20 protein-coding genes and 1 pseudogene are annotated in these 19,025 nt (G+C 72.2%); 13 read left to right on the top strand and 8 right to left on the bottom strand.

Annotated elements, in window-relative coordinates:
• The first annotated feature begins 93 nt into the window (after window positions 1–93).
• Complete coding sequence (locus Prum_RS15475) at window positions 94–945, top strand: glycosyl hydrolase (RefSeq protein ID WP_246277908.1); 852 nt, start codon at window positions 94–96, stop codon at window positions 943–945.
• Here Prum_RS15475 and Prum_RS15480 read toward each other — a convergent pair.
• Window positions 923–1,681 carry a WecB/TagA/CpsF family glycosyltransferase gene (locus Prum_RS15480; protein WP_246277909.1) on the bottom strand — a complete coding sequence of 253 codons (759 nt, stop codon included), beginning with the start codon at window positions 1,679–1,681 and terminating at the stop codon, window positions 923–925. The genes Prum_RS15475 and Prum_RS15480 overlap by 23 nt on opposite strands.
• A 72-nt stretch (window positions 1,682–1,753) precedes the next feature.
• Here Prum_RS15480 and Prum_RS51540 point away from each other — a divergent pair, with 72 nt between their 5' ends.
• From Prum_RS51540 to Prum_RS15490, 4 genes and pseudogenes are all read left to right on the top strand, one after another.
• The gene (locus tag Prum_RS51540) at window positions 1,754–2,074 is read left to right on the top strand and encodes a sulfotransferase (RefSeq protein ID WP_246277910.1); all 321 of its coding nucleotides are present in this window, start codon (window positions 1,754–1,756) and stop codon (window positions 2,072–2,074) included.
• A complete protein-coding gene (locus tag Prum_RS51545) occupies window positions 2,065–2,436 on the top strand; it encodes a hypothetical protein (RefSeq protein ID WP_246277911.1) in 372 nt (123 codons plus the stop codon). The genes Prum_RS51540 and Prum_RS51545 overlap by 10 nt, the downstream gene beginning before the upstream one ends.
• A complete protein-coding gene (locus Prum_RS51550) occupies window positions 2,433–2,687 on the top strand; it encodes a hypothetical protein (RefSeq protein ID WP_246277912.1) in 255 nt (84 codons plus the stop codon). The genes Prum_RS51545 and Prum_RS51550 overlap by 4 nt, the downstream gene beginning before the upstream one ends.
• Window positions 2,684–3,587: pseudogene (locus Prum_RS15490) on the top strand (glycosyltransferase family 2 protein). The gene Prum_RS51550 and the pseudogene Prum_RS15490 overlap by 4 nt, the downstream one beginning before the upstream one ends.
• A 59-nt stretch (window positions 3,588–3,646) precedes the next feature.
• Here Prum_RS15490 and Prum_RS15495 read toward each other — a convergent pair.
• From Prum_RS15495 to Prum_RS53825, 3 genes are read right to left on the bottom strand one after another with little or no spacing between them, the layout of a single operon-like run.
• Window positions 3,647–4,663, bottom strand: a complete 1,017-nt coding sequence (locus tag Prum_RS15495) for an S-adenosylmethionine:tRNA ribosyltransferase-isomerase (protein ID WP_173077213.1) — start codon at window positions 4,661–4,663, stop codon at window positions 3,647–3,649.
• Window positions 4,660–5,121, bottom strand: a complete 462-nt coding sequence (locus tag Prum_RS15500; protein ID WP_281369126.1) for an SDR family NAD(P)-dependent oxidoreductase — start codon at window positions 5,119–5,121, stop codon at window positions 4,660–4,662. Before Prum_RS15500 ends, Prum_RS15495 begins: the two co-directional genes overlap by 4 nt.
• Window positions 5,028–5,336: an SDR family NAD(P)-dependent oxidoreductase gene (locus tag Prum_RS53825; protein ID WP_281368918.1), complete on the bottom strand. Its 309-nt coding sequence runs from the start codon at window positions 5,334–5,336 to the stop codon at window positions 5,028–5,030. Before Prum_RS53825 ends, Prum_RS15500 begins: the two co-directional genes overlap by 94 nt.
• A gap of 122 nt (window positions 5,337–5,458) precedes the next feature.
• Here Prum_RS53825 and Prum_RS15505 point away from each other — a divergent pair, with 122 nt between their 5' ends.
• Genes Prum_RS15505 through Prum_RS15535 form a run of 7 tightly spaced genes read left to right on the top strand, consistent with a single transcriptional unit; the run spans window position 5,459 to window position 13,136 of the window.
• Window positions 5,459–6,586 carry a GAF domain-containing sensor histidine kinase gene (locus Prum_RS15505; protein ID WP_218577259.1) on the top strand — a complete coding sequence of 376 codons (1,128 nt, stop codon included), beginning with the start codon at window positions 5,459–5,461 and terminating at the stop codon, window positions 6,584–6,586.
• Window positions 6,579–7,205: a response regulator gene (locus Prum_RS15510; protein ID WP_173077214.1), complete on the top strand. Its 627-nt coding sequence runs from the start codon at window positions 6,579–6,581 to the stop codon at window positions 7,203–7,205. The genes Prum_RS15505 and Prum_RS15510 overlap by 8 nt, the downstream gene beginning before the upstream one ends.
• Before the next feature lie 29 nt (window positions 7,206–7,234).
• On the top strand, window positions 7,235–9,169 hold the full coding sequence (locus Prum_RS15515; RefSeq protein WP_246277913.1) for a beta-galactosidase: 1,935 nt from the start codon (window positions 7,235–7,237) through the stop codon (window positions 9,167–9,169).
• The gene (locus Prum_RS15520) at window positions 9,169–9,939 is read left to right on the top strand and encodes a DeoR/GlpR family DNA-binding transcription regulator (RefSeq protein WP_173077216.1); all 771 of its coding nucleotides are present in this window, start codon (window positions 9,169–9,171) and stop codon (window positions 9,937–9,939) included. The genes Prum_RS15515 and Prum_RS15520 overlap by 1 nt, the downstream gene beginning before the upstream one ends.
• Window positions 9,936–10,982: a galactose-1-phosphate uridylyltransferase gene (galT, locus tag Prum_RS15525; protein ID WP_173077217.1), complete on the top strand. Its 1,047-nt coding sequence runs from the start codon at window positions 9,936–9,938 to the stop codon at window positions 10,980–10,982. The genes Prum_RS15520 and galT overlap by 4 nt, the downstream gene beginning before the upstream one ends.
• Window positions 10,983–10,992: 10 nt before the next feature.
• Complete coding sequence (locus Prum_RS15530) at window positions 10,993–11,796, top strand: alpha/beta fold hydrolase (RefSeq protein ID WP_173077218.1); 804 nt, start codon at window positions 10,993–10,995, stop codon at window positions 11,794–11,796.
• Entirely contained in the window at window positions 11,793–13,136 is a 1,344-nt protein-coding gene (locus Prum_RS15535) for a CysS/YqeB C-terminal domain-containing protein (RefSeq protein WP_173077219.1), read from the top strand. The genes Prum_RS15530 and Prum_RS15535 overlap by 4 nt, the downstream gene beginning before the upstream one ends.
• Window positions 13,137–13,839: 703 nt before the next feature.
• Here Prum_RS15535 and Prum_RS15540 read toward each other — a convergent pair.
• Window positions 13,840–15,054 carry an NADP-dependent isocitrate dehydrogenase gene (locus tag Prum_RS15540; protein WP_173077220.1) on the bottom strand — a complete coding sequence of 405 codons (1,215 nt, stop codon included), beginning with the start codon at window positions 15,052–15,054 and terminating at the stop codon, window positions 13,840–13,842.
• 69 nt (window positions 15,055–15,123) lie between these two features.
• Here Prum_RS15540 and Prum_RS15545 point away from each other — a divergent pair, with 69 nt between their 5' ends.
• A complete protein-coding gene (locus Prum_RS15545; protein WP_173077221.1) occupies window positions 15,124–15,885 on the top strand; it encodes an MBL fold metallo-hydrolase in 762 nt (253 codons plus the stop codon).
• A 62-nt stretch (window positions 15,886–15,947) separates the two neighbouring features.
• On the opposite strand, the gene mdh is transcribed toward Prum_RS15545, so the two are convergent.
• The 3 genes from mdh to Prum_RS15560 all read right to left on the bottom strand — a co-directional run bounded on the left by mdh (window position 15,948) and on the right by Prum_RS15560 (window position 19,012).
• The gene (gene mdh, locus Prum_RS15550; protein ID WP_173077222.1) at window positions 15,948–16,898 is read right to left on the bottom strand and encodes a malate dehydrogenase; all 951 of its coding nucleotides are present in this window, start codon (window positions 16,896–16,898) and stop codon (window positions 15,948–15,950) included.
• A gap of 56 nt (window positions 16,899–16,954) precedes the next feature.
• On the bottom strand, window positions 16,955–18,046 hold the full coding sequence (locus Prum_RS15555; protein ID WP_173077223.1) for a peptidoglycan DD-metalloendopeptidase family protein: 1,092 nt from the start codon (window positions 18,044–18,046) through the stop codon (window positions 16,955–16,957).
• Between the two features lie 105 nt (window positions 18,047–18,151).
• On the bottom strand, window positions 18,152–19,012 hold the full coding sequence (locus Prum_RS15560) for a bifunctional methylenetetrahydrofolate dehydrogenase/methenyltetrahydrofolate cyclohydrolase (protein ID WP_173077224.1): 861 nt from the start codon (window positions 19,010–19,012) through the stop codon (window positions 18,152–18,154).
• Between the last annotated feature and the right edge of the window lie 13 nt (window positions 19,013–19,025).

The following is a 19,025-nucleotide window of genomic DNA, read 5'->3' on the forward strand; positions in this document are numbered from 1 at the left end:
GGTGGGGTGTGGGTCGACAGCGGCCCCGGAAGGGCCCCCTGGCGCCCCTCCGGGCCGGTGGCGACCCACGCTGGGCCCCTCCCAGCCGGGCCGGTGCAGGTGCCGAAGCGCGGGGCGCTGCTGGGGGCGTGGGTGAGGCCGGAGAGCTACGGGCAGCCGGGGCGGCTGGCCGCGATCGACGGGTGGCAGGTGAGCCTGGGGCGGCGGCTGGACATCGTCAACACGTACCGGCGGTTCGACGAGGACTTCGGCACCGAGTCGGACCGGGAATTCGTACGGCAGGGCCTGACCATCATGCTGAGCTGGGCCTCGGGCGACACCCGATCGATCACCTCGGGGCGGCACGACGAGCTCATCCGGGCGCAGGCCCGGCGGGTACGGGCGATCGGCGCACCGATCCTGCTGCGCTTCCGGTGGGAGATGGACCGGCCCAACCTGCGCGCGACGATGTGGTCGGCGGAGGATTTCATCGCGGCCTGGCGGTACGTCCGGCGCGTCTTCGCGCAGGAGCGGGTGCGCAACGCGGCCTGGGTCTGGTGCCCGACCGCGGAGGGCTTCGCACGCGGGGACGCGCCGTCGTTCTACCCCGGCGACGACGCGGTCGACTGGACCTGCGTGGACGTGTACGCCGGCAGCGACTTCCGGCCGATCGGGGAGCTGATGGCGCCATTCCTGCGGTGGGCGGCCGGGCGACCCAAGCCGATCGTGGTCGGAGAGTTCGGGGTGGCCCGGGAGTGGGGCTCGGCGCCGCGCGCGCAGTGGCTGCGCGACGCGGCCCGGCTCTTCAAGGCCAACCCGCAGATCCGGGCGGTTTCCTACTTCGAGTCCAACCCGGACGGGAACGGGCCGAAGCAGCAGTTCCGGCTGGCGGACGACCCGCCGGCGCTAGCCGCCTTCGTGGAGCTGGCCCGGGACCCGTGGTTCAACGTCCGCGGACGGCGTTGAGGGCGAGGAGGCGGAGGGCGTACGGGGCGTCGTGGCGCAGGTAGCGGCCGGCGAGGCGGCGCGGTTCGTGGCTGAGGCGGTGTGCCCACTCCAGCCCGGAGCGCTGCATCCACTCCGGCGCCCGCTCCTGGTCGCCGGCCACGAAGTTGATCGCCGCCCCGCAGCCGAGGAACCAACTGAACGGCAGTTCGGCGCGCAGCACCGAGACGAGCCACTCCTGCTTGGGGAAGCCGACCCCGACGTACACGAGGTCGGGCTTGGCCTCGATCACCTCGCGGCACACCGAGTACAGCGCGTACTCGTCCTGCTCGAAGCCGTACTCGGGGCTGCGCCAGCCGGCGACGTGCAGGCCGGGGCTGGCGGCGGCCAACCGCCCGGCGGCCCGGCCCGCGCCGTCCACCCAGCCCGGGTCGGCGGGCTCGCCGCCGAGCAGGTACACCGACCTGCCGTCCTGGCCCAGGCCGGCCGACAGCGACCAGATGAGGTCGGAGCCGGTGACCCGGGCGGGCAGCGGCGTGCCGGCGAGGCGGCTGGCCCACACCAGCGGCGTGCCGTCGGCGACGACCAGGGTGGCGTCGTCGAGGTACGCCCGCACCTCGGGGTCCACGCGGGCCTGGCGCAGGATGTCGACGTTCGGGGTGACGATGCGGCCGCCCTCGCCGCGGTCCAGCGCCGACCGAACCGCCGCGACCACCTGCTCCTCGGTGACGGCGTCGACGGCGATCCCATCCAGCACTATTCGCTCCGACATAGCCGCCCTATGACTTGATCGTTCGTTATTAGGACAGAACGAGCGAAGGTGGGGAAAGTGTCAAGCGTGCTTTTTCTGGGCGGTCTCGGACGAAGCGGGACCACGCTGGTCGAACGGCTGCTCGGCGAGCTACCCGGATGCTGCGCGCTGGGCGAGGTCGTCCACCTCTGGCAGCGGGACGTCCGCGACGACGAGCGCTGCGGCTGCGGCGCGCGGTTCTCGGCGTGCGACTTCTGGGACACGGTCGGCGAGTTGGCGTTCGGCGGCTGGCACCAGGTCGACGTCTACCGGGTGCTGGCCCTGCAGGGCGCCGTCGAGCGCACCCGGTACATCCCCGGCTCGCGGCCAACCGGCTCCCCGAGGAGCACGTGGCGCTGATCGAGGAGTACGCCGGGTACTACGCCGCGATCTACGAGGCGGCCGCCAGGGTGTCCGGCGCCAGCGTGGTGATCGACTCGTCCAAGCACAGCGCGCTGGCCCACTGCCTGCGCTGGGTGCCCGGGCTCGACCTGCGCGTCGTGCACGTCGTACGGGACGCACGCGGCGTGGCGTACTCCTGGACGAAGACCGTCGTCCGCCCGGAGGCCGACGGCGACGCGGAGATGACCCGCTACTCCCCGCCCGCTCCGCCCTGCTGTGGAACGCCCACAACGCCGCGTTCGGGCTGCTGGCCCGGCGCGGCGTGCCGGTGCGGCGGATCCGGTACGAACAGTTCGTCGCCCAGCCCCGCCGGGCCTTGACGGAGCTGGCCGAGTTCGCCGGGCTGGACGTGTCGGACGCGGATCTGGACTTTCTCGACGGCGACGACGCGGTCCTCAAGCCCGGACACAGCGCCGCCGGCAACCCGATGCGGTTCACCGTTGGGCGGGTGCCGCTGCGCCGGGACGACGTGTGGCGCAGCGCGCTGCCGCCGGCCCAGCGCCGCCTGGTCGGTACGGTGTGCGCCCCGCTCCTGCGCGCGTACGGCTACCCGTTACGGAGTTCGCGATGACGCCCTCGGTGGGCGTCGTCGTCCCCACCAGAGACCGCCCCCACCTGCTCCGCCGCGCCCTGCGGGCATCCGCGAGCAGGACTACCCGGGCCCGGTGCGGGTGGTCGTGGTCTTCGACCAGTGCGACCCGGACTACCTGCTCGCCACCACCGCGGGCGTGCCGGTGATGGTGGTCGCCAACTGGCGTACCCCCGGGCTGGCGGGGCCCGCAACACCGGGATCCTGGCGCTGGACAGCGACCTGGTGGCGTTCTGCGACGACGACGACCAGTGGGCGCCGGACAAGCTGAGCCGGCAGGTGGCCGCCCTCGGCGACGGCGACTTCGCCACCTGCGCCATCGAGGTGGAGTACCGGGACCGGCGCACGCCCCGGCTCGCCGGCTGCGACCGGGTGACCGTGGAGCAGCTCGCCCGCTCCCGGATGGCGATGTTGCACTCGTCGAGCTTCCTGATCCGGCGTACGGCGTTGACCGACTCGTCGCGGTTGGGCCTCGTGGCCGAGGACGCGCCCGGCAGCCAGAACGAGGACTGGGACCTGCTCTTCCGGGCCGCCCGCCGGGCACCGATCGTCCACGTCGACCAGCCGCTCGTCCGCGTCCTCTGGGGACGGACATCGCACTACGCGTACGAGTACGCCACGAAGATCTCCTCGCTGCGCTGGATGATGGCCCGGCACCCGGAGATCCACGGCTGCCCGCCCGGCGCCGCCCGGGTCTACGGCCAGCTCGCCTGTTGGTCGGCCGCCAGCGGCAACCGGGCCGACGCCTGGCGCTGGACCCGGGAGGCGGTCCGCGCGAACTGGAAGGAACCGCGGGCCGCGATCGCCCTGGCGGCGCTATCGCGCACGGTCCGCGTCGACCAGGTCCTGTCCGCGCTCCACCGCCGCGGCCGCGGCATCTAGCTGCAAGGAAGGGCACCTTGTTATCGCTTTTTGCATAGCAAGGGTCCCCTCCTAACACCTCACGGGAGGATGAGGTTTACGTCGCCGAACTCGTGCCAGAGGTAGCGCTCGGCGATAGCCGACTCGTACATGCGATCCAGCAGCGGGCGGCCGGCGACCGTCTCAAGTAGATCGAGGTGTGAGGCGCGCGGCTCGTGAAAGCCGGTCAGCAGGCCGTCCACCACCCGTACGCCGCGCTCGGGCGTGACCACCAGGTCGGTCCAGCCGCTGGCCTCCACCACATCGCCGTCCGCGTTCACCGCGCTCTCCAGGGCGCGCACCGCGGTCGTGCCGACCGCGATCACGCGACCACCCGCCGCGCGGGCCTGGGTGACGACCCGCGCGGTGCTCGCGGACACCCAAAACCGCTCCGGGTACGGCCGTTCGTGCGCCTCCGGGGACGCGACACCCGTGTGCAGGAGTACCGGGACCAGCAGCACCCCGGCGGCGTTGAGCTGGGTGACGACGCGGTCGCTGAACGGCCGGCCCGCGCTCGGCATCTCCGCGCTGCCCGGCGCCCGCGCGAACACCGTCTGGTAGTACGCCAGCGGCCACTGGCGCGGCACGTACGAGTACCGGATGGGCTGGCCGTGCCGTCGCAGGTACGGCAGCACCTCGAAATCCATGACGGCTGTCCACAAGCGACCCCGGGAGTACGGCGCGCGCAGCCGGACCGACCCGCCGCCGGGCAACGGATACCGCTGCCCGGCGACGCCCCCGTCGTACGGCCGGGTCGCCTTGCCCGCCAACTCCCGCAACTCCACCAGCCACTCCCCCGTGGCTAGCTGGGTAGAGAAGTGCACCATCAGCCCGGCGCCCACCACCGGCACCGCCGCGGGGAGCGTGGCCGAGGTGTTGACCACGACCACGTCCCCCGGGCGGAGCAGCCGCGGCAGGTCGGTGAAGCGGTGGTGCCCGATCTCGCCGCCCTTCACGTGGCCCAGCAGGAGCCGGACGCCGTCCCGGGCCAAACCGCGCGCCTCCGGCGGCTCGTGCGCCTCCAACTCGGGCGGGAGCGTGAAGGTGGGCACCGTCATGGTGCCGTCACGAGCAGGTCGCCCAGCCGGATCCGGCCCGAGGGCGGGCGGGTCTGCACCAGGTGCCGGAACGCCGGCACCACCGTCTCCGGCTCCGGCCGGTCGCTGATGTCCTCGCCGGGAAACGCCTCCTGGTGCATCCGCGTGCGCAGGTCGCCCGGGTCGACCCACCAGACCCGCAGGGCCGGTTCCTCCTCGGCCAGCACCCGGCTGGCCTGCTCGGCGGCCGCCTTCGCGGAGCCGTAGCCGCCCCATCCGGCGTACCCCTCGATGGCCGCGTCGGAGGTGACGGTGACGACGGCGCCCTTGCGCGCGCGCAGGCCGGGCAGGGCCAGCTGGGTGAGCGCGAGCGGGGCGAAGACGTTCACCTCGTACACCTCGCGGAGCGCGTCGAGCGGGTAGTCGGCGAGCCGCGGCTGCGGGCTGGGTCCGAGGATGCCGGCGTTGTTGACCAGCAGATCGGCGCCGCCGAGCCGGTCGGCGGCGGCGACCAGCGCCACCCGGTGCGCGGGTCGGTGACGTCGCCGGCCAGCGCGGTGATGGCCGGCGTGGAGAAGGTCAGCGCCGCCGCGTTCCGGGCGTCCACGACGACGCGCCAACCGGCTCCGGCCAGGCCGTGGGCCAGCGCCCGGCCGAGCCCTCGGGAAGCGCCGGTGATGATTGCTACAGGCATGTCTTCGACGCTAGGTAGCCGCGGGCGCGCCGCCATCGGGCCCCGGCCCCGCCCGTCCTCGGTCTTTGGACCTAGGACCTGCGCCCGATCCGTTACCGCGTCACCGTGGGTAGCCTGAGGGTGTGTGCGATCGCGGTGAGCTGCGCGAGGTGAGCGCGGCCGTGCTGGCCGTCACCGCCCACCTGTCCGTGCGCGAGGTGCTCCAGACGATCCTGACCTCGGCGCGCCGGCTCCTCAAGGCCCGGTACGCCGCGCTCGGGGTGCCGGACCGCGACGGCGGGTTCGCCGAGTTCCTCGCCGACGGGGTCAGCGACGAGGAGTGGAGCGCGATCGGTCCGCTGCCGCGCCAGCACGGCGTACTCGGGGAGATGCTCTGCTCGCCGGAGGCCGTGCGGATGGCGGACATCCGCCAGCACCCGCACTTCGGCTGGTGGCCGAAGGCGCATCCGGTGCTGACCGACTTCCTCGGCATGCCGATCGCCGACGGCGACGAGATCCTCGGCGAGATCTTCCTGGCCAACAAGACCGAGCCGGGTGGCTTCACCTCCGAGGACGAGGACCTACTGCGGCTGCTGGCGGCGCACGCCGCGATCGCGCTCGTCAACGCGCGCCTCTACGAGCGCAGCCGGGAACTGTCCATCGTGGAGGAACGCAACCGCATCGCCCGGGAGCTGCACGACGCGGTCACCCAGAAGCTCTTCAGCCTGCGGCTGACCGCCGACGCCGCCGCGACGCTCGCCGCCCGCGATCCGGCGTCGGCCGCAGAGCAACTGGACACGGTACGGCGGCTCGCCGCCGACGCCGCGGACGAGCTGCGTTCCATTGTGGTCGGACTGCGCCCGGTCGACCTGGCCGGCGACGGGCTGGACGTGGCGCTGCGCAAGCAGGTCGAGCTGCTCGACCGGGTGCACGCCGCCGACGTCCGCTTCACCGGCGCGCCCATCCCCCGGCTGACGGCCGCGCGGGAGGAGGCGGCGTACCGGATCGCGCAGGAGGCCCTGCACAACGCGCTGCGCCACGGCAACGCGGCCACGGTGTCGGTGGACCTGCGCCAGGAGGGCGGCAAGGTGGTGCTCCGGGTGGACGACGACGGCCGCGGCTTCGACACCGCCGCGCCAGTCCTCGCGGCGCGGCGGCTCGGGCTGGCCTCCATGCGCGAACGGTCGGCGGCGGTCGGCGCGGCGTTGAAGCTCACCTCGGCGCCCGGTGCCGGCACGAGCGTACGGCTGGAGGTGCCGACCGGTGGCTGAGCCGATCCGCGTGCTGGTCGTCGACGACCACCCGGTCGTACGGCAAGGGCTGCGCACCTTCCTCGACGTGCAGGACGGGATCGCGGTGGTGGGTGAGGCCGCGGACGGCGCGGCGTGCGTCACCGAGGCCGAGCGGCTCCGCCCCGACGTGGTCCTGCTCGACCTGCGCATGCCGGGCGCGGACGGGGTGGCGGCGCTGCACGGGCTGCGCGAGCTGGCCGACCCGCCCCGGGTGCTGGTGATCACCAGCTTCACCGAGCCGACCGCGGTGCTGCCCGCGGTGCGCGCCGGCGCCGCGGGGTACGTCTACAAGGACATCGACCCGCCGGCCCTGGCGGCGGCCGTCCGCGCGGTGCACGCCGGCCACGTGCTGCTGCACCCGGACGTGGCCCGCCTGCTGGCCGCCGGGAACGCCCCCGCGTCGACACCGCCGCTGACCGCACGTGAGCGCGAGGTGCTGGCCGAGGTGGCCCGCGGCTGCTCCAACCGGGAGATCGCGCGGACCCTCGCGCTGTCGGAGAAAACGGTCAAGACGCACGTCAGCGCCATCCTGGGCAAGCTCGCCGTGCAGGACCGGACCCAGGCGGCGCTGTACGCCGTACGAACGGGCCTGGTCTAGCCCTACCAGGCGTGCGGTATTGTTCGTACGTGTTGAGTTATGGCGGTGACTACAACCCGGAGCAGTGGCCGGAGAGCGTCTGGGCCGACGACGTCGCGCTGATGCGCGAGGCGGGCGTCAACCTGGTCACCGTCGGCGTGTTCGCCTGGGCCTGGCTGGAGCCGGCCGAGGGGCGGTACGCCTTCGACCGCCTGGACCGCATCATGGACGGCCTGCACGCCGGGGGCGTCGCCGTCGACCTCGCCACGGCCACGGCGTCCCCGCCGGCCTGGCTCTCCCACGCGTACCCGCAGATTTTGCCGGTCGACGCCGACGGGCGCCGGCTCACGTACGGCAGCCGGCAGACGTTCTGTCCCAGCTCGCCGGTCTACCGGCAGGCCGCCACCCGGCTGGCCGAGCAGCTCGCCCGGCGCTACCACGACCACCCGGCGCTGGCCATGTGGCACGTCCACAACGAGTACGCCTGCCACAACGCGCACTGCTACTGCGACGTGACCGCCGGGGCGTTCCGCGACTGGCTGCACACCCGGTACGGCGACCTGGACGCGCTCAACGAGGCGTGGGGCACGTCGTTCTGGTCGCAGACGTACACGGACTGGGCCCAGGTGCAGCCGCCCCGCGCGACCAGCACCTCGTCGAACCCGGCGCAGCTGCTGGACTTCAAGCGGTTCAGCTCGGACGAGCACCTGACCAACTTCACCGCCGAGCGGGACCTGCTGCACAAGCTCTCCCCGGGCGTACCGATCACCACCAACCTGATGACCGGCGCCTGCTTCAACCTGGACTACTGGGCCTGGGGCCGGGAGCTGACCGGCCCGGACCGGCTGGTCTCCAACGACCACTACCTCGTCGGCACCGACTCCCGCGAGGCGCCGGCCCAGTCCGCGTTCGCCGCCGACCTGAGCCGCTCGCTCGGCGGCGGCGCCCCCTGGCTGCTGATGGAGCACTCCACCAGCGCGGTCAACTGGCAGCCGCGCAATCACGCCAAGGCGCCCGGCCAGCTCATCCGGGAGAGCCTCGGCAACGTGGCCCGCGGCTCCGACGGCGCGATGTTCTTCCAGTGGCGGGCCAGCCGGGCCGGGTCGGAGAAGTGGCACTCGGCGATGCTGCCGCACGCCGGCACCCGTTCGAAGATCTGGCGCGAGGTCGTCCAGCTCGGCGACCACCTGCGCCGGCTGGCCGAGGTGGCCGGCTCGCGCACGGTCGCCGACGTGGCGGTCCTGCTGGACTACCCGAGCGGCTGGGCGCAGGAGGCACCCAACCAGCCGAGCACCGACATGGACGCGTTCGGCGAGATCATGCGCTGGCACGCCGCGCTCTGGCGGCTCGGCGTCACCGCCGACCTCGCCCACCCGGGCGCCGACCTGTCCGGCTACCGGCTGGTCGTGGCGCCGGCGCTCTACATGCTCCCCTCGGCCGCCGCCTTGCAGTCCTATGTGGACGGCGGCGGCACGCTCGTCGTCGGCCCGTACAGCGGGCTGGTGGACGAGCACGACCGGGTGCACCCCGCACCGCTGCCCGGTGCGCTCGCCGAGCTGCTCGGGATCCGCGTCGAGGAGTTCTACCCGCCGAACGGGTTCGTCACGCTCGACGACGGCGGGACCGGCTACGCCTGGACCGAGGCGATCGAGGCCGAGGGCGCCAAGGTGGTCGCGCGGTACGCCGACGGCCCGGTCGCCGGCGGCCCGGCCATCACCCGGCGCGGCACCGCCTGGTACCTCAGCACCCGGCTCTTCGACGACGTGCTCGGCGAGTTCCTGTCCACCCTCCTGGATCCGAAGCTCGTCCCGGATGGCGTCGAAGCGGTACGCCGCCGGCACGCGGACGGCCGGTCGTACCTTTTCCTCATGAACCACAGCGACGCCGCCGCCCAGGTCGACGCCGCCGGCGTCGACCTGTTGACCGGCGCGGCCTGGGACGGCCGGCTGCCGGCCGGCGGCGTCGCCGTCCTGCGGGAGGAATGATGCTCGCACCGCAGCGCCAAGCCGCCATCCTCGACCGGGTACGCGCCGCCGGCGGGGTCCGGGTCACCGACCTGGCCACCGAGTTCGGCGTCTCCGACATGACGATCCGCCGCGACCTGGAGTCCCTCGCCGACCGCGGCCTGCTCGCCAAGGTGCACGGCGGCGCCACGTCCATGCGGCCCGGCTCGACCGACGAGCCCGGCTTCGCGGCCAAGTCCATCCGGCAGCGCGTGGAGAAGACCGCCATCGCGGCCCGGGCCGCGCAGTTCGTCACCTCCGGCATCGCGGTCGCCCTCTCCGCGGGTACGACGACGGCCGAGCTCGCCCAGCGCCTGGTGGACGTGCCGGACCTGACCGTGGTGACCAACTCCATCCCCGTCGCGGACGTCTTCTACCGCGCCGGTCGCCCCGACCAGACCGTCGTGCTGACCGGCGGCGTCCGTACCCCCTCGGACGCGCTGGTCGGCCCGGTCGCCGTCGCCGCGATCCGATCGCTGCACCTGGACCTGCTCTTCCTCGGCGTACACGGGATGAGCGACCGGGCCGGGTTCACCACGCCCAACCTGATGGAGGCCGACACCAACCGCGCGCTGGTGGCGGCCGCCGAACGCTTCATCGTGCTCGCCGACCACACCAAGTGGGGCACGGTCGGCATCTCGTCCATCGCCCACCTGGCCGACGCGCACGTCGTGGTGACCGACGCCGGCCTGTCCGAAGACGCCCGTGCGACCCTGACCGAGCACGTATCAGAGTTGGTGATTGTTCCTTGAAGCGAGTCTCCCTAGCCCTGGCCGACGGCCGGCAGCTCATCTACTTCGACGAGCGCGACGACGCCGTACGCGACATCGTCGACCAGCGGGAGCTTCCGCCGCCCCCGCCGGCCTCCGAGCTGCGGTACGACGCGCTGGTCGACGAGTGGGTGGCGGTCGCCGCCCACCGGCAGTCGCGTACCCACCTGCCGCCCACCGACGAGTGTCCACTGTGCCCGTCGCGGGACGGCCGGCTGACCGAGATCCCGGCCTCCGACTACGACGTGGTGGTCTTCGAGAACCGCTTCCCCTCGTTCAGCGACCGCCCCGTCGACCTGCCACCGGACGTGGTGGCCCGCCCGGCGCTGGGGCGCTGCGAGGTCGTCTGCTTCACGTCCGACCACAACGCCTCGTTCGCCACGCTGCCGCCGTCGCGGGTGCGCACCGTCCTGGAGGCGCAGATCGACCGCACCGTCGAGCTGTCCGCGCTGCCCGGTGTGGAGCAGGTGTTCTGCTTCGAGAACCGGGGCGTCGAGATCGGCGTGACGCTGCACCACCCGCACGGCCAGATCTACGCGTACCCGTTCATCCCGCCGCGGACCCGCGCGATGCTGGCGGCGGCCCGCGGGCGCCCGGTCTTCTCGGAGCTGCTGGCCAGCGAGCGGGCCGCCGGGGTACGCGTGGTGGCGGCCAACGAGCACTGGACCGCCTTCGTCCCGGTGGCGGCGCGGTGGCCGTTCGAGGTGCACATCGCCCCGCACCGGCGGGTGCCCGACCTGCCGTCGCTCGACGACGCCGAGCGCGACGCGTTCGGGCCGCTGTACCTCGACGTGCTGCGCCGCTTCGACGGCCTCTTCGGCGTACAGATGCCGTACATCTCCGGGTGGCACCAGGCCCCGGTCCACGAGGGACGCGACGTGAGCCACCTGCACCTGCAGATCTTCAGCACCCGGCGGGCCGCGAACAAACTGAAGCACCTGGCCGGATCCGAGTCGGCCATGGGCGTCTTCATCAACGACATCCGCCCCGAAGATGCCGCCCACCTGCTGCGCGAGGCGGGATAGATTCATCCCCGTGGACCTTCGTGTACCGGTCGGGGACGGTGTGCACCTGCGGGTACGCCGCCACGACGGCGACCGCGCCCCGTCGTTCCTGCTCGTGCACGGCCTGGCCTCCAACGCCCTGCTGTGGGACGAGGTGGCCGCCGAGCTGTCCCGGGCCGGCCACCCGTCGTACGCCGTGGACCTGCGCGGCCACGGCGAGTCCGACCTGCCGGAGTCCGGCTTCGACACCGCGACCGCCGCGGCCGACCTGGCCCTGGTCGCGACCTTCCTGGGGCTGCCCAGCATGATCGTCGCGGGCCAGTCGTGGGGCGGCAACGTCGTGGTCCGGCTCGCCGCCGAGCACCCCGCGATGGTCGCGGCGCTCGCCCTGGTCGACGGCGGGTGGATCGACCTCAGCTCGCGGTTCGACTCGTGGGAGGCGTGTGCCACCGCGCTGCGCCCGCCCGACGTCAGCCGGCTGCGCGTCGACCAGCTGCGCGGCTTCCTGCGCCACGGGCACCCCGACTGGTCGCCGGCCGCGGTCGAGGCGACCGTCGCCAACCTCCGCGTCGCCCCCGACGGCACCGTGAGCCGCCGGCTGCCGATCCCCCAGCACATGGCCATCGTCCGCGACATGTGGGACAACCCCCCGCAGCGCTTCTACCCCGCCCTTTCGATGCCGGTGCTGCTGATGCCGGCCGGCGATTCCTCCCTGGCCAAGGCCGCAGCCGCCGGGTTGCCCCACGCCACGATCAAGGAGTACGCCGGCGGCGACCACGACCTGCACGCCCAGCAGCCGCTTCGGGTGGCCCGCGACCTGTTGGAACTCGTGTGAGCGTGCGCAGCGGCGCGGCGCCGCCTTCCCAGCGGCGCCGCGAGCCGCACCCGACCGCGGACCCCGCCGCCACTGGGAAGGCGGCGCCTTCGGGCGCCGCTGCGCACGCGACCAAGCCGGCGATGCGCGGTCTCCTGGTGATCATGGGCTCGGGGGAGACCGCCCCGACCATGGTCAAGCCGCACCGGGCCATCCTGGAACGGGTCGGCGACCGCAAGGCGATCCTCCTCGACACCCCGTACGGCTTCCAGTCCAACGCCGACGACATCTCCGCGCGGGCGGTCACCTACTTCGCCACGAGCGTGGGCCGGCAGATCGACGTACTCTCCTGGCGCCGGCCGCCCGCCGACACCCTCGCCCGGGAGCGGGCGCTCACCACGCTCCGCGAGTCGGGCTGGGTGTTCGCCGGTCCGGGCAGCCCGACGTACACCCTGCGGCAGTGGCGGGACACCCCCGTGCCGGAGCTGATCGCGGGCAAACTGCGGGACGGCGGCGTGGTCTGCTTCGCCAGCGCCGCCGCGCTCACCCTCGGCAGCCACGCCATCCCCGTGTACGAGATCTACAAGGCCGGCATCGACCCGCACTGGGTGCCGGCGCTCGACCTGGTCTCCCCGGTGCTCGGCTTTCCCACCGTGATCATTCCGCACTACGACAACGCCGAGGGCGGCCACCACGACACCCGCTACTGCTACCTCGGCGAGGGCCGGCTGACCGCCATGGAGGCCGAACTACCGCCCGACTCGGTGATCCTCGGCGTCGACGAGCACACCGCCGTCGTCTTCGACCTGACCGCCCGGACCGCGTCGGTGCTCGGCAACGGCGCCCTGACCGTACGCCAGCGCGGCGACAGCGTCGTCCACCCGGCGGGCTCGGTGCTGGACATCGCGTCGCTCCCTTCTGGTGGTGCCGCTCCCGCCTCCGCTCCTGTGGTCCTGGATGAGCCGGCGGCCCCGCCCGCATCCTTGCTGGCAGCCGCCGACGCGCTCGACGCCCGGTTCGCGGCGGCCCTCGCCGGGCGGGACGTCGACGGCTGCGTCAAGGCGATCCTCGAACTCGAACAGGTCATCGTCGACTGGTCCGCCGACACCAACATCTCCGACGAGGGCGAACAGGCCCGCGCGCTGCTCCGCTCGATGGTCGTACGCCTCGGCGAGCTGGCCGAGGCGGGCGCCCGCGACCCCCGCGACGTCCTCGACCCGTACGTCTCCCTGCTGCTGGAGATCCGCGCAGAAGCCCGCGCCAACCGCGACTGGGCCACCTCCGACCGCATCCGCCACCGCCTGACCACCGCCGGCGTAGAACTCCGCGACACCCCCGCCGGCCCCGAATGGCTCATCTAGCCCTTTTCTGCGCCTCTTCCTGCGTCGATCAAGGGCATATGGCCGTGCTTTGATCTCTAAACCACGGCCATATGCCCTTGATCGACGCAGAAATCCTTGATCGACGGACGGGGGCGCGGCGCTCCGTGCTGGCGCCGCCCTAGCCCGCCCTGACCCCGGCCCGGCCCAGCCCCAGTAGGGGACCCCTGTTGGGAGCCCGGGGTGAGTAGGGCGCCCCTATCACCGCCTGGAGGGGAACAGGGGACCCCTTCTCACGCGACATCGCCCGACAGGGGTCCCCTACTCGGGGGTAACCCGCCTAGACAGGGCGCGGGGGGCCCGGGACAGGGCCCCCGCTGGGAAGGGACGGCAGGCTGTTCGCCACAGCCGGAGATCGACGTGGTCGGCGCCCGGTTAGGGCGGCCTCGACCTCCTCGACCTCGTCGAACGCGACTGGCACCGCGTCCATCGGTAGTAACGACTCCACCGGCCGCTAGTAACGGCCCCCCAACCCCCACCGCCCCGTCGATCAAGGACTTCCACGTCGATCAAGGGCAAACGGCCGCGGTTTTGAGATCAAACCACGACCGTTTGCCCTTGATCGACGCACTAGAGGGGCCCTGCAGGGGCCCCGCAGGGCACCGCACGAGAGGGCCTCGCAGGGACCCGCAGGGCCGCGCGCACGAGAAAGGCCCGCAGCGCAGGGGACAGGAGGGATGGAGAGCTAGGCGAGTTTCTTGGCTAGGTTTTGGTCTAGGGCGTTCATGAACTCGTCGGTGGTCAGCCAGGGGGCGTCGCGGCTGATGAGCAGGGCCAGGTCCTTGGTCATCTGACCGCCCTCGACGGTTTCGATGCAGACCTGCTCCAGCTTGTTGGCGAATTCGGTCACCGCGGGCGTGCCGTCCAACTTGCCGCGGTGGGCCAGGCCACGAGTCCAGGCGAAGATCGAGGCGATCGGGTTCGTGGAGGTCTTCTCGCCCTTCTGCCACTGCCGGTAGTGCCGGGTGACCGTGCCGTGGGCCGCCTCCGCCTCGACGGTCCGGCCGTCCGGGGTCATCAGTACGGAGGTCATCAGGCCGAGCGAGCCGAAGCCCTGCGCGACGGTGTCGGACTGCACGTCGCCGTCGTAGTTCTTGGCGGCCCAGACGAAGCCGCCCTCCCACTTCAGCGCGGCGGCCACCATGTCGTCGATGAGCCGGTGCTCGTACGTGATGCCGGCGGTCGCGAACGCCGAAGCGAACTCGGCCTCGAACACCTCGGCGAACAGGTCCTTGAAGCGACCGTCGTACGCCTTGAGGATCGTGTTCTTCGTCGACAGGTAGACCGGGTAGCCGCGGTCGAGGCCGTACCGGAAGGAGGCGCGGGCGAAGTCGCGGATCGACTCGTCGAAGTTGTACATGGCCATGGCCACGCCGCCGCCGGGGTACTTGGCGACCTCGAACTCCATCGGCGCCGAGCCGTCCTCGGGCTGGAACGTGACCGTCAGCGTGCCGGGACCGGGCACCACGAAGTCGGTCGCCTTGTACTGGTCGCCGTGGGCGTGACGGCCGATGACGATCGGCTTGGTCCAGCCGGGCACGAGCCGCGGCACGTTCGACATGATGATCGGCTCGCGGAAGACCACGCCACCGAGGATGTTGCGGATGGTGCCGTTGGGCGAGCGCCACATCTTCTTCAGGTCGAACTCGACGACCCGCGCCTCGTCGGGCGTGATGGTGGCACACTTCACGCCCACGCCGTGCCGGTTGATGGCGTTCGCCGCGTCGACGGTGACCTGGTCGTCGGTCTCGTCGCGGTACTGGATCGAGAGGTCGTAGTACTCCAGCTCGACGTCGAGGTAAGGCAGGATCAACTGCTCCCGGATCTGCTTCCAGATGATCCGGGTCATCTCGTCGCCGTCGAGCTCAACGACCGGGTTATTTACCTTGATCTTCGCCATCGCGCCGGCGCTCCTCTCGCGGGGACTAACAAGCAGTACGAGCGTACTGCACAGCCTAGACTGGTCCGCATGCCGCTCACCCGCACTGTCGGCCCCGCCACCATCGTCGCCATGCAGGACGGTGAGGGGCCCTTCTTCCAGCCTCGGGAGGAGGCATTTCCGCAGGCTACCGCCGAGCAGTGGCGGCGCGCCGACGAACGCGACCCGGGCGCGGTCACGGCCGACGGGCAGTGGTGGCTGCGGTTCCGGTGCTTCGCCGTACGGCACGGCGACCGCGTCACGATGGTCGACACCGGCATCGGCCCCGCCGACTCGCTGGCCGCGAGTTGGGCGCCCGTGCCCGGCCGGCTGCCCGAGGAGCTCGCCGCCGCCGGGATCGACCCCGCCGACGTCGACACCGTCGTGATCACGCACCTGCACACCGACCACATCGGCTGGGCGGTCGTCGGGACGCCGTACTTCCCCAACGCGACGTACCTCATCCAGCGGGCCGACGCGGAGGCGTTCGGCGCGGACCGCAAGGCCCTCCTCGACGGACTCGGCGGCCAGCTACGGCTCGTCGAGGGCGACGTCCGGATCGCCGCCGGACTCACCGCCATCGCCACCCCCGGCCACACGCCGGGGCATCAGTCAGTGCTCATCGAGTACGACGATGAGCGGCTCCTCGTCACCGGCGACCTGCTCGTGCACGCTCTGCAACTGGTAGCGCCGGAAACCCCGTACTCCCATGAGGTGGACGCGGAGATGGCGCGCGAGTCCCGGACGAGCCTGCTCCGCGACGGCCTGATCCTGGCGACCCCCCACCTGACCGACCCGTTCGTCCGGGTGTAGATGCAAGGAAGGGCACCTTGTTATGCAAAAAGCGATAACAAGGTGCCCTTCCTTGCACTTGGTCAGAGCGAAGCGATGTCGGCCTGCTTGGCGCGGACGGCCTCGGCGGCTTCCTTCAGGCCGGCGAGCTCGGTGTCGGTCAGCTCGGTCTCGACGACGCGGTTGACGCCGTTGGCACCGATCGACGCCTCGACACCGAGGTAGACGCCCGCGATGCCGTACTCGCCGTCCACCCACGCACAGACTGGCAGGACCGCGCCGGAGTCCTCGGCGACGGCGCGCGCCATGCGGGCGGCGGCCGCGGACGGGGCGTAGTACGCCGACCCCGTCTTCAGCAGCGCGACCACCTCGGCGCCGCCGTTGCGGGTACGGACGACCAGCTCTTCGATCTTCTCGGCCGGGAGGAACTCAGACAGCGGCTTGCCGTTGACCGTGCACGCCGACGGCACCGGCACCATCGTGTCGCCGTGCGAGCCGAGCGTGAGGGTCTTCACCGACCCGACGGGTACGGCGAGCGTCTCGGCCACGTTGTTGGTGAACCGGGCGGTGTCCAGCATGCCCGCCTGGCCCATGACCCGGTTCTTCGGGAAGCCGGTCGCGAGCTGCGCCAGCGCGGTCATCTCGTCGAGCGGGTTGGAGACGACGATGACGACGGCGTTCGGGGCGTACTTGGCGACGTTCTCGGCGACCTGCCGCACGATCTTGGCGTTGACGCCGAGCAGGTCCATCCGGCTCATGCCCGGCTTGCGGGGCAGCCCGGCGGTGATGACCACGATGTCCGAGCCCTCGATGGCCTCGTACCCCTCGCCGCTCGGCCCGGTGGTCTGCCCGACGACCTTCGTCTCGAAGCCCTCGACCGCGCGCGACTGGTTCATGTCCAGCGCGAGGCCCTCCGGCTTGCCCTCCACGATGTCGGTGAGCACGACCGTGTCGAAGATGTCGTACTCGGCGAGGCGCTGCGCGGTCGTGGAGCCGTAGAAGCCGGCGCCGACGACGGTGACCTTCTTGCCCATGGTCGTCTCACTCTCTGATACGGACGGGTTCCTTTTTTCGGACCGTATCAGCCGGTTCAGGTGCAGAGTCCGTTGACCGGCTCACCTGTGCCGGTCCACACGTACACATCGCTGATCCAACTGCCGTCGGTCAGCTTGTTCCACAGGTCGCTGGTGTAGCCGCCGCGCCCGGTGTGCCGGGTCCCCCGGGCCGAGCAGGCGATCGTCACCGTGTCGCCGTCGGCCAGTTTGCCCGCGATCGGAAACGTGGTCCCCGGGCCGGTACGCCGGTTGAGCGTGCTGCCGCCGTCGGTGTCCACGATGCCCTGCGCGAGGCCGAGCGGGCCGTAGTTGAACAGCCCGCCGCCGACGCCCACCTGCTTGGACCCGTGCCGCGCCAGGCCGCTGTACGCCTTGCCGGTCGCCACGATCACCCACTTGCCGAAGGCGTACCCGTCGATGGGGGCGTAGACCCCGTTGCGGCGAAGCGAAAGGTGCACGTGCTTGCCCGTGGAACGCCCGCCGCACGACACGTCGTTGCCGATGTTGCCGAGGAAGGCGCCCTCCGCGACCGCCCTGCCGTCCACCTTGATGTTGCCCTCCAGGTGGTAGTAGTCGGTCGCGTACCCGCGGTCGTGCACCACCCGCACCCAGCCCTTGCCGGACTTGCACATCGTGTACGCCAGCCCGCCGCGCGCCGCGAGCACCTTGCCGTCGCCGCCGGCCAGGTCGATCGAGCTGCGCACGGTCCCGCCCATCGGGTGCGGCCCGCCGGTGTACCGCCAGGTCTGCCCGAGCCCGTACGGCAGCCGCATGCCGGTGCGCCGGTCACCGTCGCTCTCCGTCCGGTTGCCCAGGACCCGACGCTCGTCGGGGCTGAGGATCGACGCGGCCGCGCTCAGCCGGGCGAACGCGGCCTCGCCCTCCAGGGCCACCTTCCAGCGCGTCGCGGTCCGCCGGGCCACGAAGAGCCAGCCATCCGGGTACGCGTGTTCCGCGGCCGGCGCGGGACGCACGACCGCGCCGAAGCCCCACTCGCCGGTGGTGCGCGGCGCGATGGTCACCTGCGCCCCGGTGCCGATCTTGGCTTTGACAGCGGCTTCCAGGTCTGGCGACGCAGCAGCGAGACCAGGTACGAGCAACAGCGCCGATACAGCGAAGGCCAGCATGCCACGATCATGAACAAATGCGGCGAATCGGTCACGCCGCCGCGCCGACGTTAGGAAGGGACCCTTGCTATGCAAAAAGCGTTAACAAGGTGCCCTTCCTTGCAGCTAGGAGCGTTCGGCGCGCTCTACCACGTTGGTGAGGAGCATCGCGCGGGTCATGGGGCCGATGCCGCCCGGCACCGGGGCCAGCGCGCCGGCCACCTCCGCCACCTCGGGGGCCACGTCGCCGGTGTAGACGCCCTTGCCGTCCGGGCCGACCACGCGGGTGATCCCGACGTCGACCACCACCGCGCCGGGCCGGACCATGTCGGCGGTGAGCAGGCCGGGCACGCCCGCCGCCGCGATCACGATGTCGGCCCCGAGCGTGTGGCTCGCCAGGTCGCGGGTGCCGGTGTGGCAGAGGGTCACGGTCGCGTTTTCGCTGCGCCGGGTGAGCAGCAGGCCGAGCGGGCGGCCCACCGTGGTGCCGCGCCCGATCACGGTGACCTCCGCCCCGCGCAGCGGTACGCCGTACCGCCGCAGCAGGTCCACGATGCCGCGCGGCGTGCAGGGCAGCGGCCCGTCGTACCCGAGCACGAGCCGGCCCAGGTTGACCGGGTGCAGCCCGTCCGCGTCCTTGTCCGGGTCGATCAGCTCCAGCACCCGCTGGGTGTCGATCTGCGGGGGCAGCGGAAGCTGGACGATGTAGCCGTGGCAGGCCGGGTCGGCGTTGAGCTCGGCGACGACGGCCTCGACCTCGGCCTGGGTGGTGTCGGCGGGCAGCTCGCGGCGGAACGAGGCGATGCCCACCTCTTCGCTGTCGCGGTGCTTGCCCCGGACGTACGCGTGGGAGCCCGGGTCGTCGCCGACCAGCACGGTGCCGAGTCCTGGGACGATGCCTCTTTCGGCGAGAGCCTTGACCCGCGACCGCAGGTCTTCCTTGATTGCCGCCGCGGTTGCCTTACCGTCCAGGAGTGTCGCCGTCACGCCGCAAATGGTC

Origin of the sequence: Phytohabitans rumicis, assembly GCF_011764445.1 — a bacterium.
GTDB lineage: Bacteria > Actinomycetota > Actinomycetes > Mycobacteriales > Micromonosporaceae > Phytohabitans > Phytohabitans rumicis.

Excerpts from the sequence above, each read along its gene's own strand:
- Prum_RS15495 (WP_173077213.1), bottom strand. The coding sequence starts at position 4,663 with ATGACGGTGCCCACCTTCACGCTCCCGCCCGAGTTGGAGGCGCACGAG.
- mdh (WP_173077222.1), bottom strand. The coding sequence starts at position 16,898 with ATGGGCAAGAAGGTCACCGTCGTCGGCGCCGGCTTCTACGGCTCCACG.
- Prum_RS15555 (WP_173077223.1), bottom strand. The coding sequence starts at position 18,046 with ATGCTGGCCTTCGCTGTATCGGCGCTGTTGCTCGTACCTGGTCTCGCT.
- Prum_RS15540 (WP_173077220.1), bottom strand. The coding sequence starts at position 15,054 with ATGGCGAAGATCAAGGTAAATAACCCGGTCGTTGAGCTCGACGGCGAC.
- Prum_RS15520 (WP_173077216.1), top strand. The coding sequence starts at position 9,169 with ATGCTCGCACCGCAGCGCCAAGCCGCCATCCTCGACCGGGTACGCGCC.
- Prum_RS53825 (WP_281368918.1), bottom strand. The coding sequence starts at position 5,336 with ATGCCTGTAGCAATCATCACCGGCGCTTCCCGAGGGCTCGGCCGGGCG.
- Prum_RS15545 (WP_173077221.1), top strand. The coding sequence starts at position 15,124 with ATGCCGCTCACCCGCACTGTCGGCCCCGCCACCATCGTCGCCATGCAG.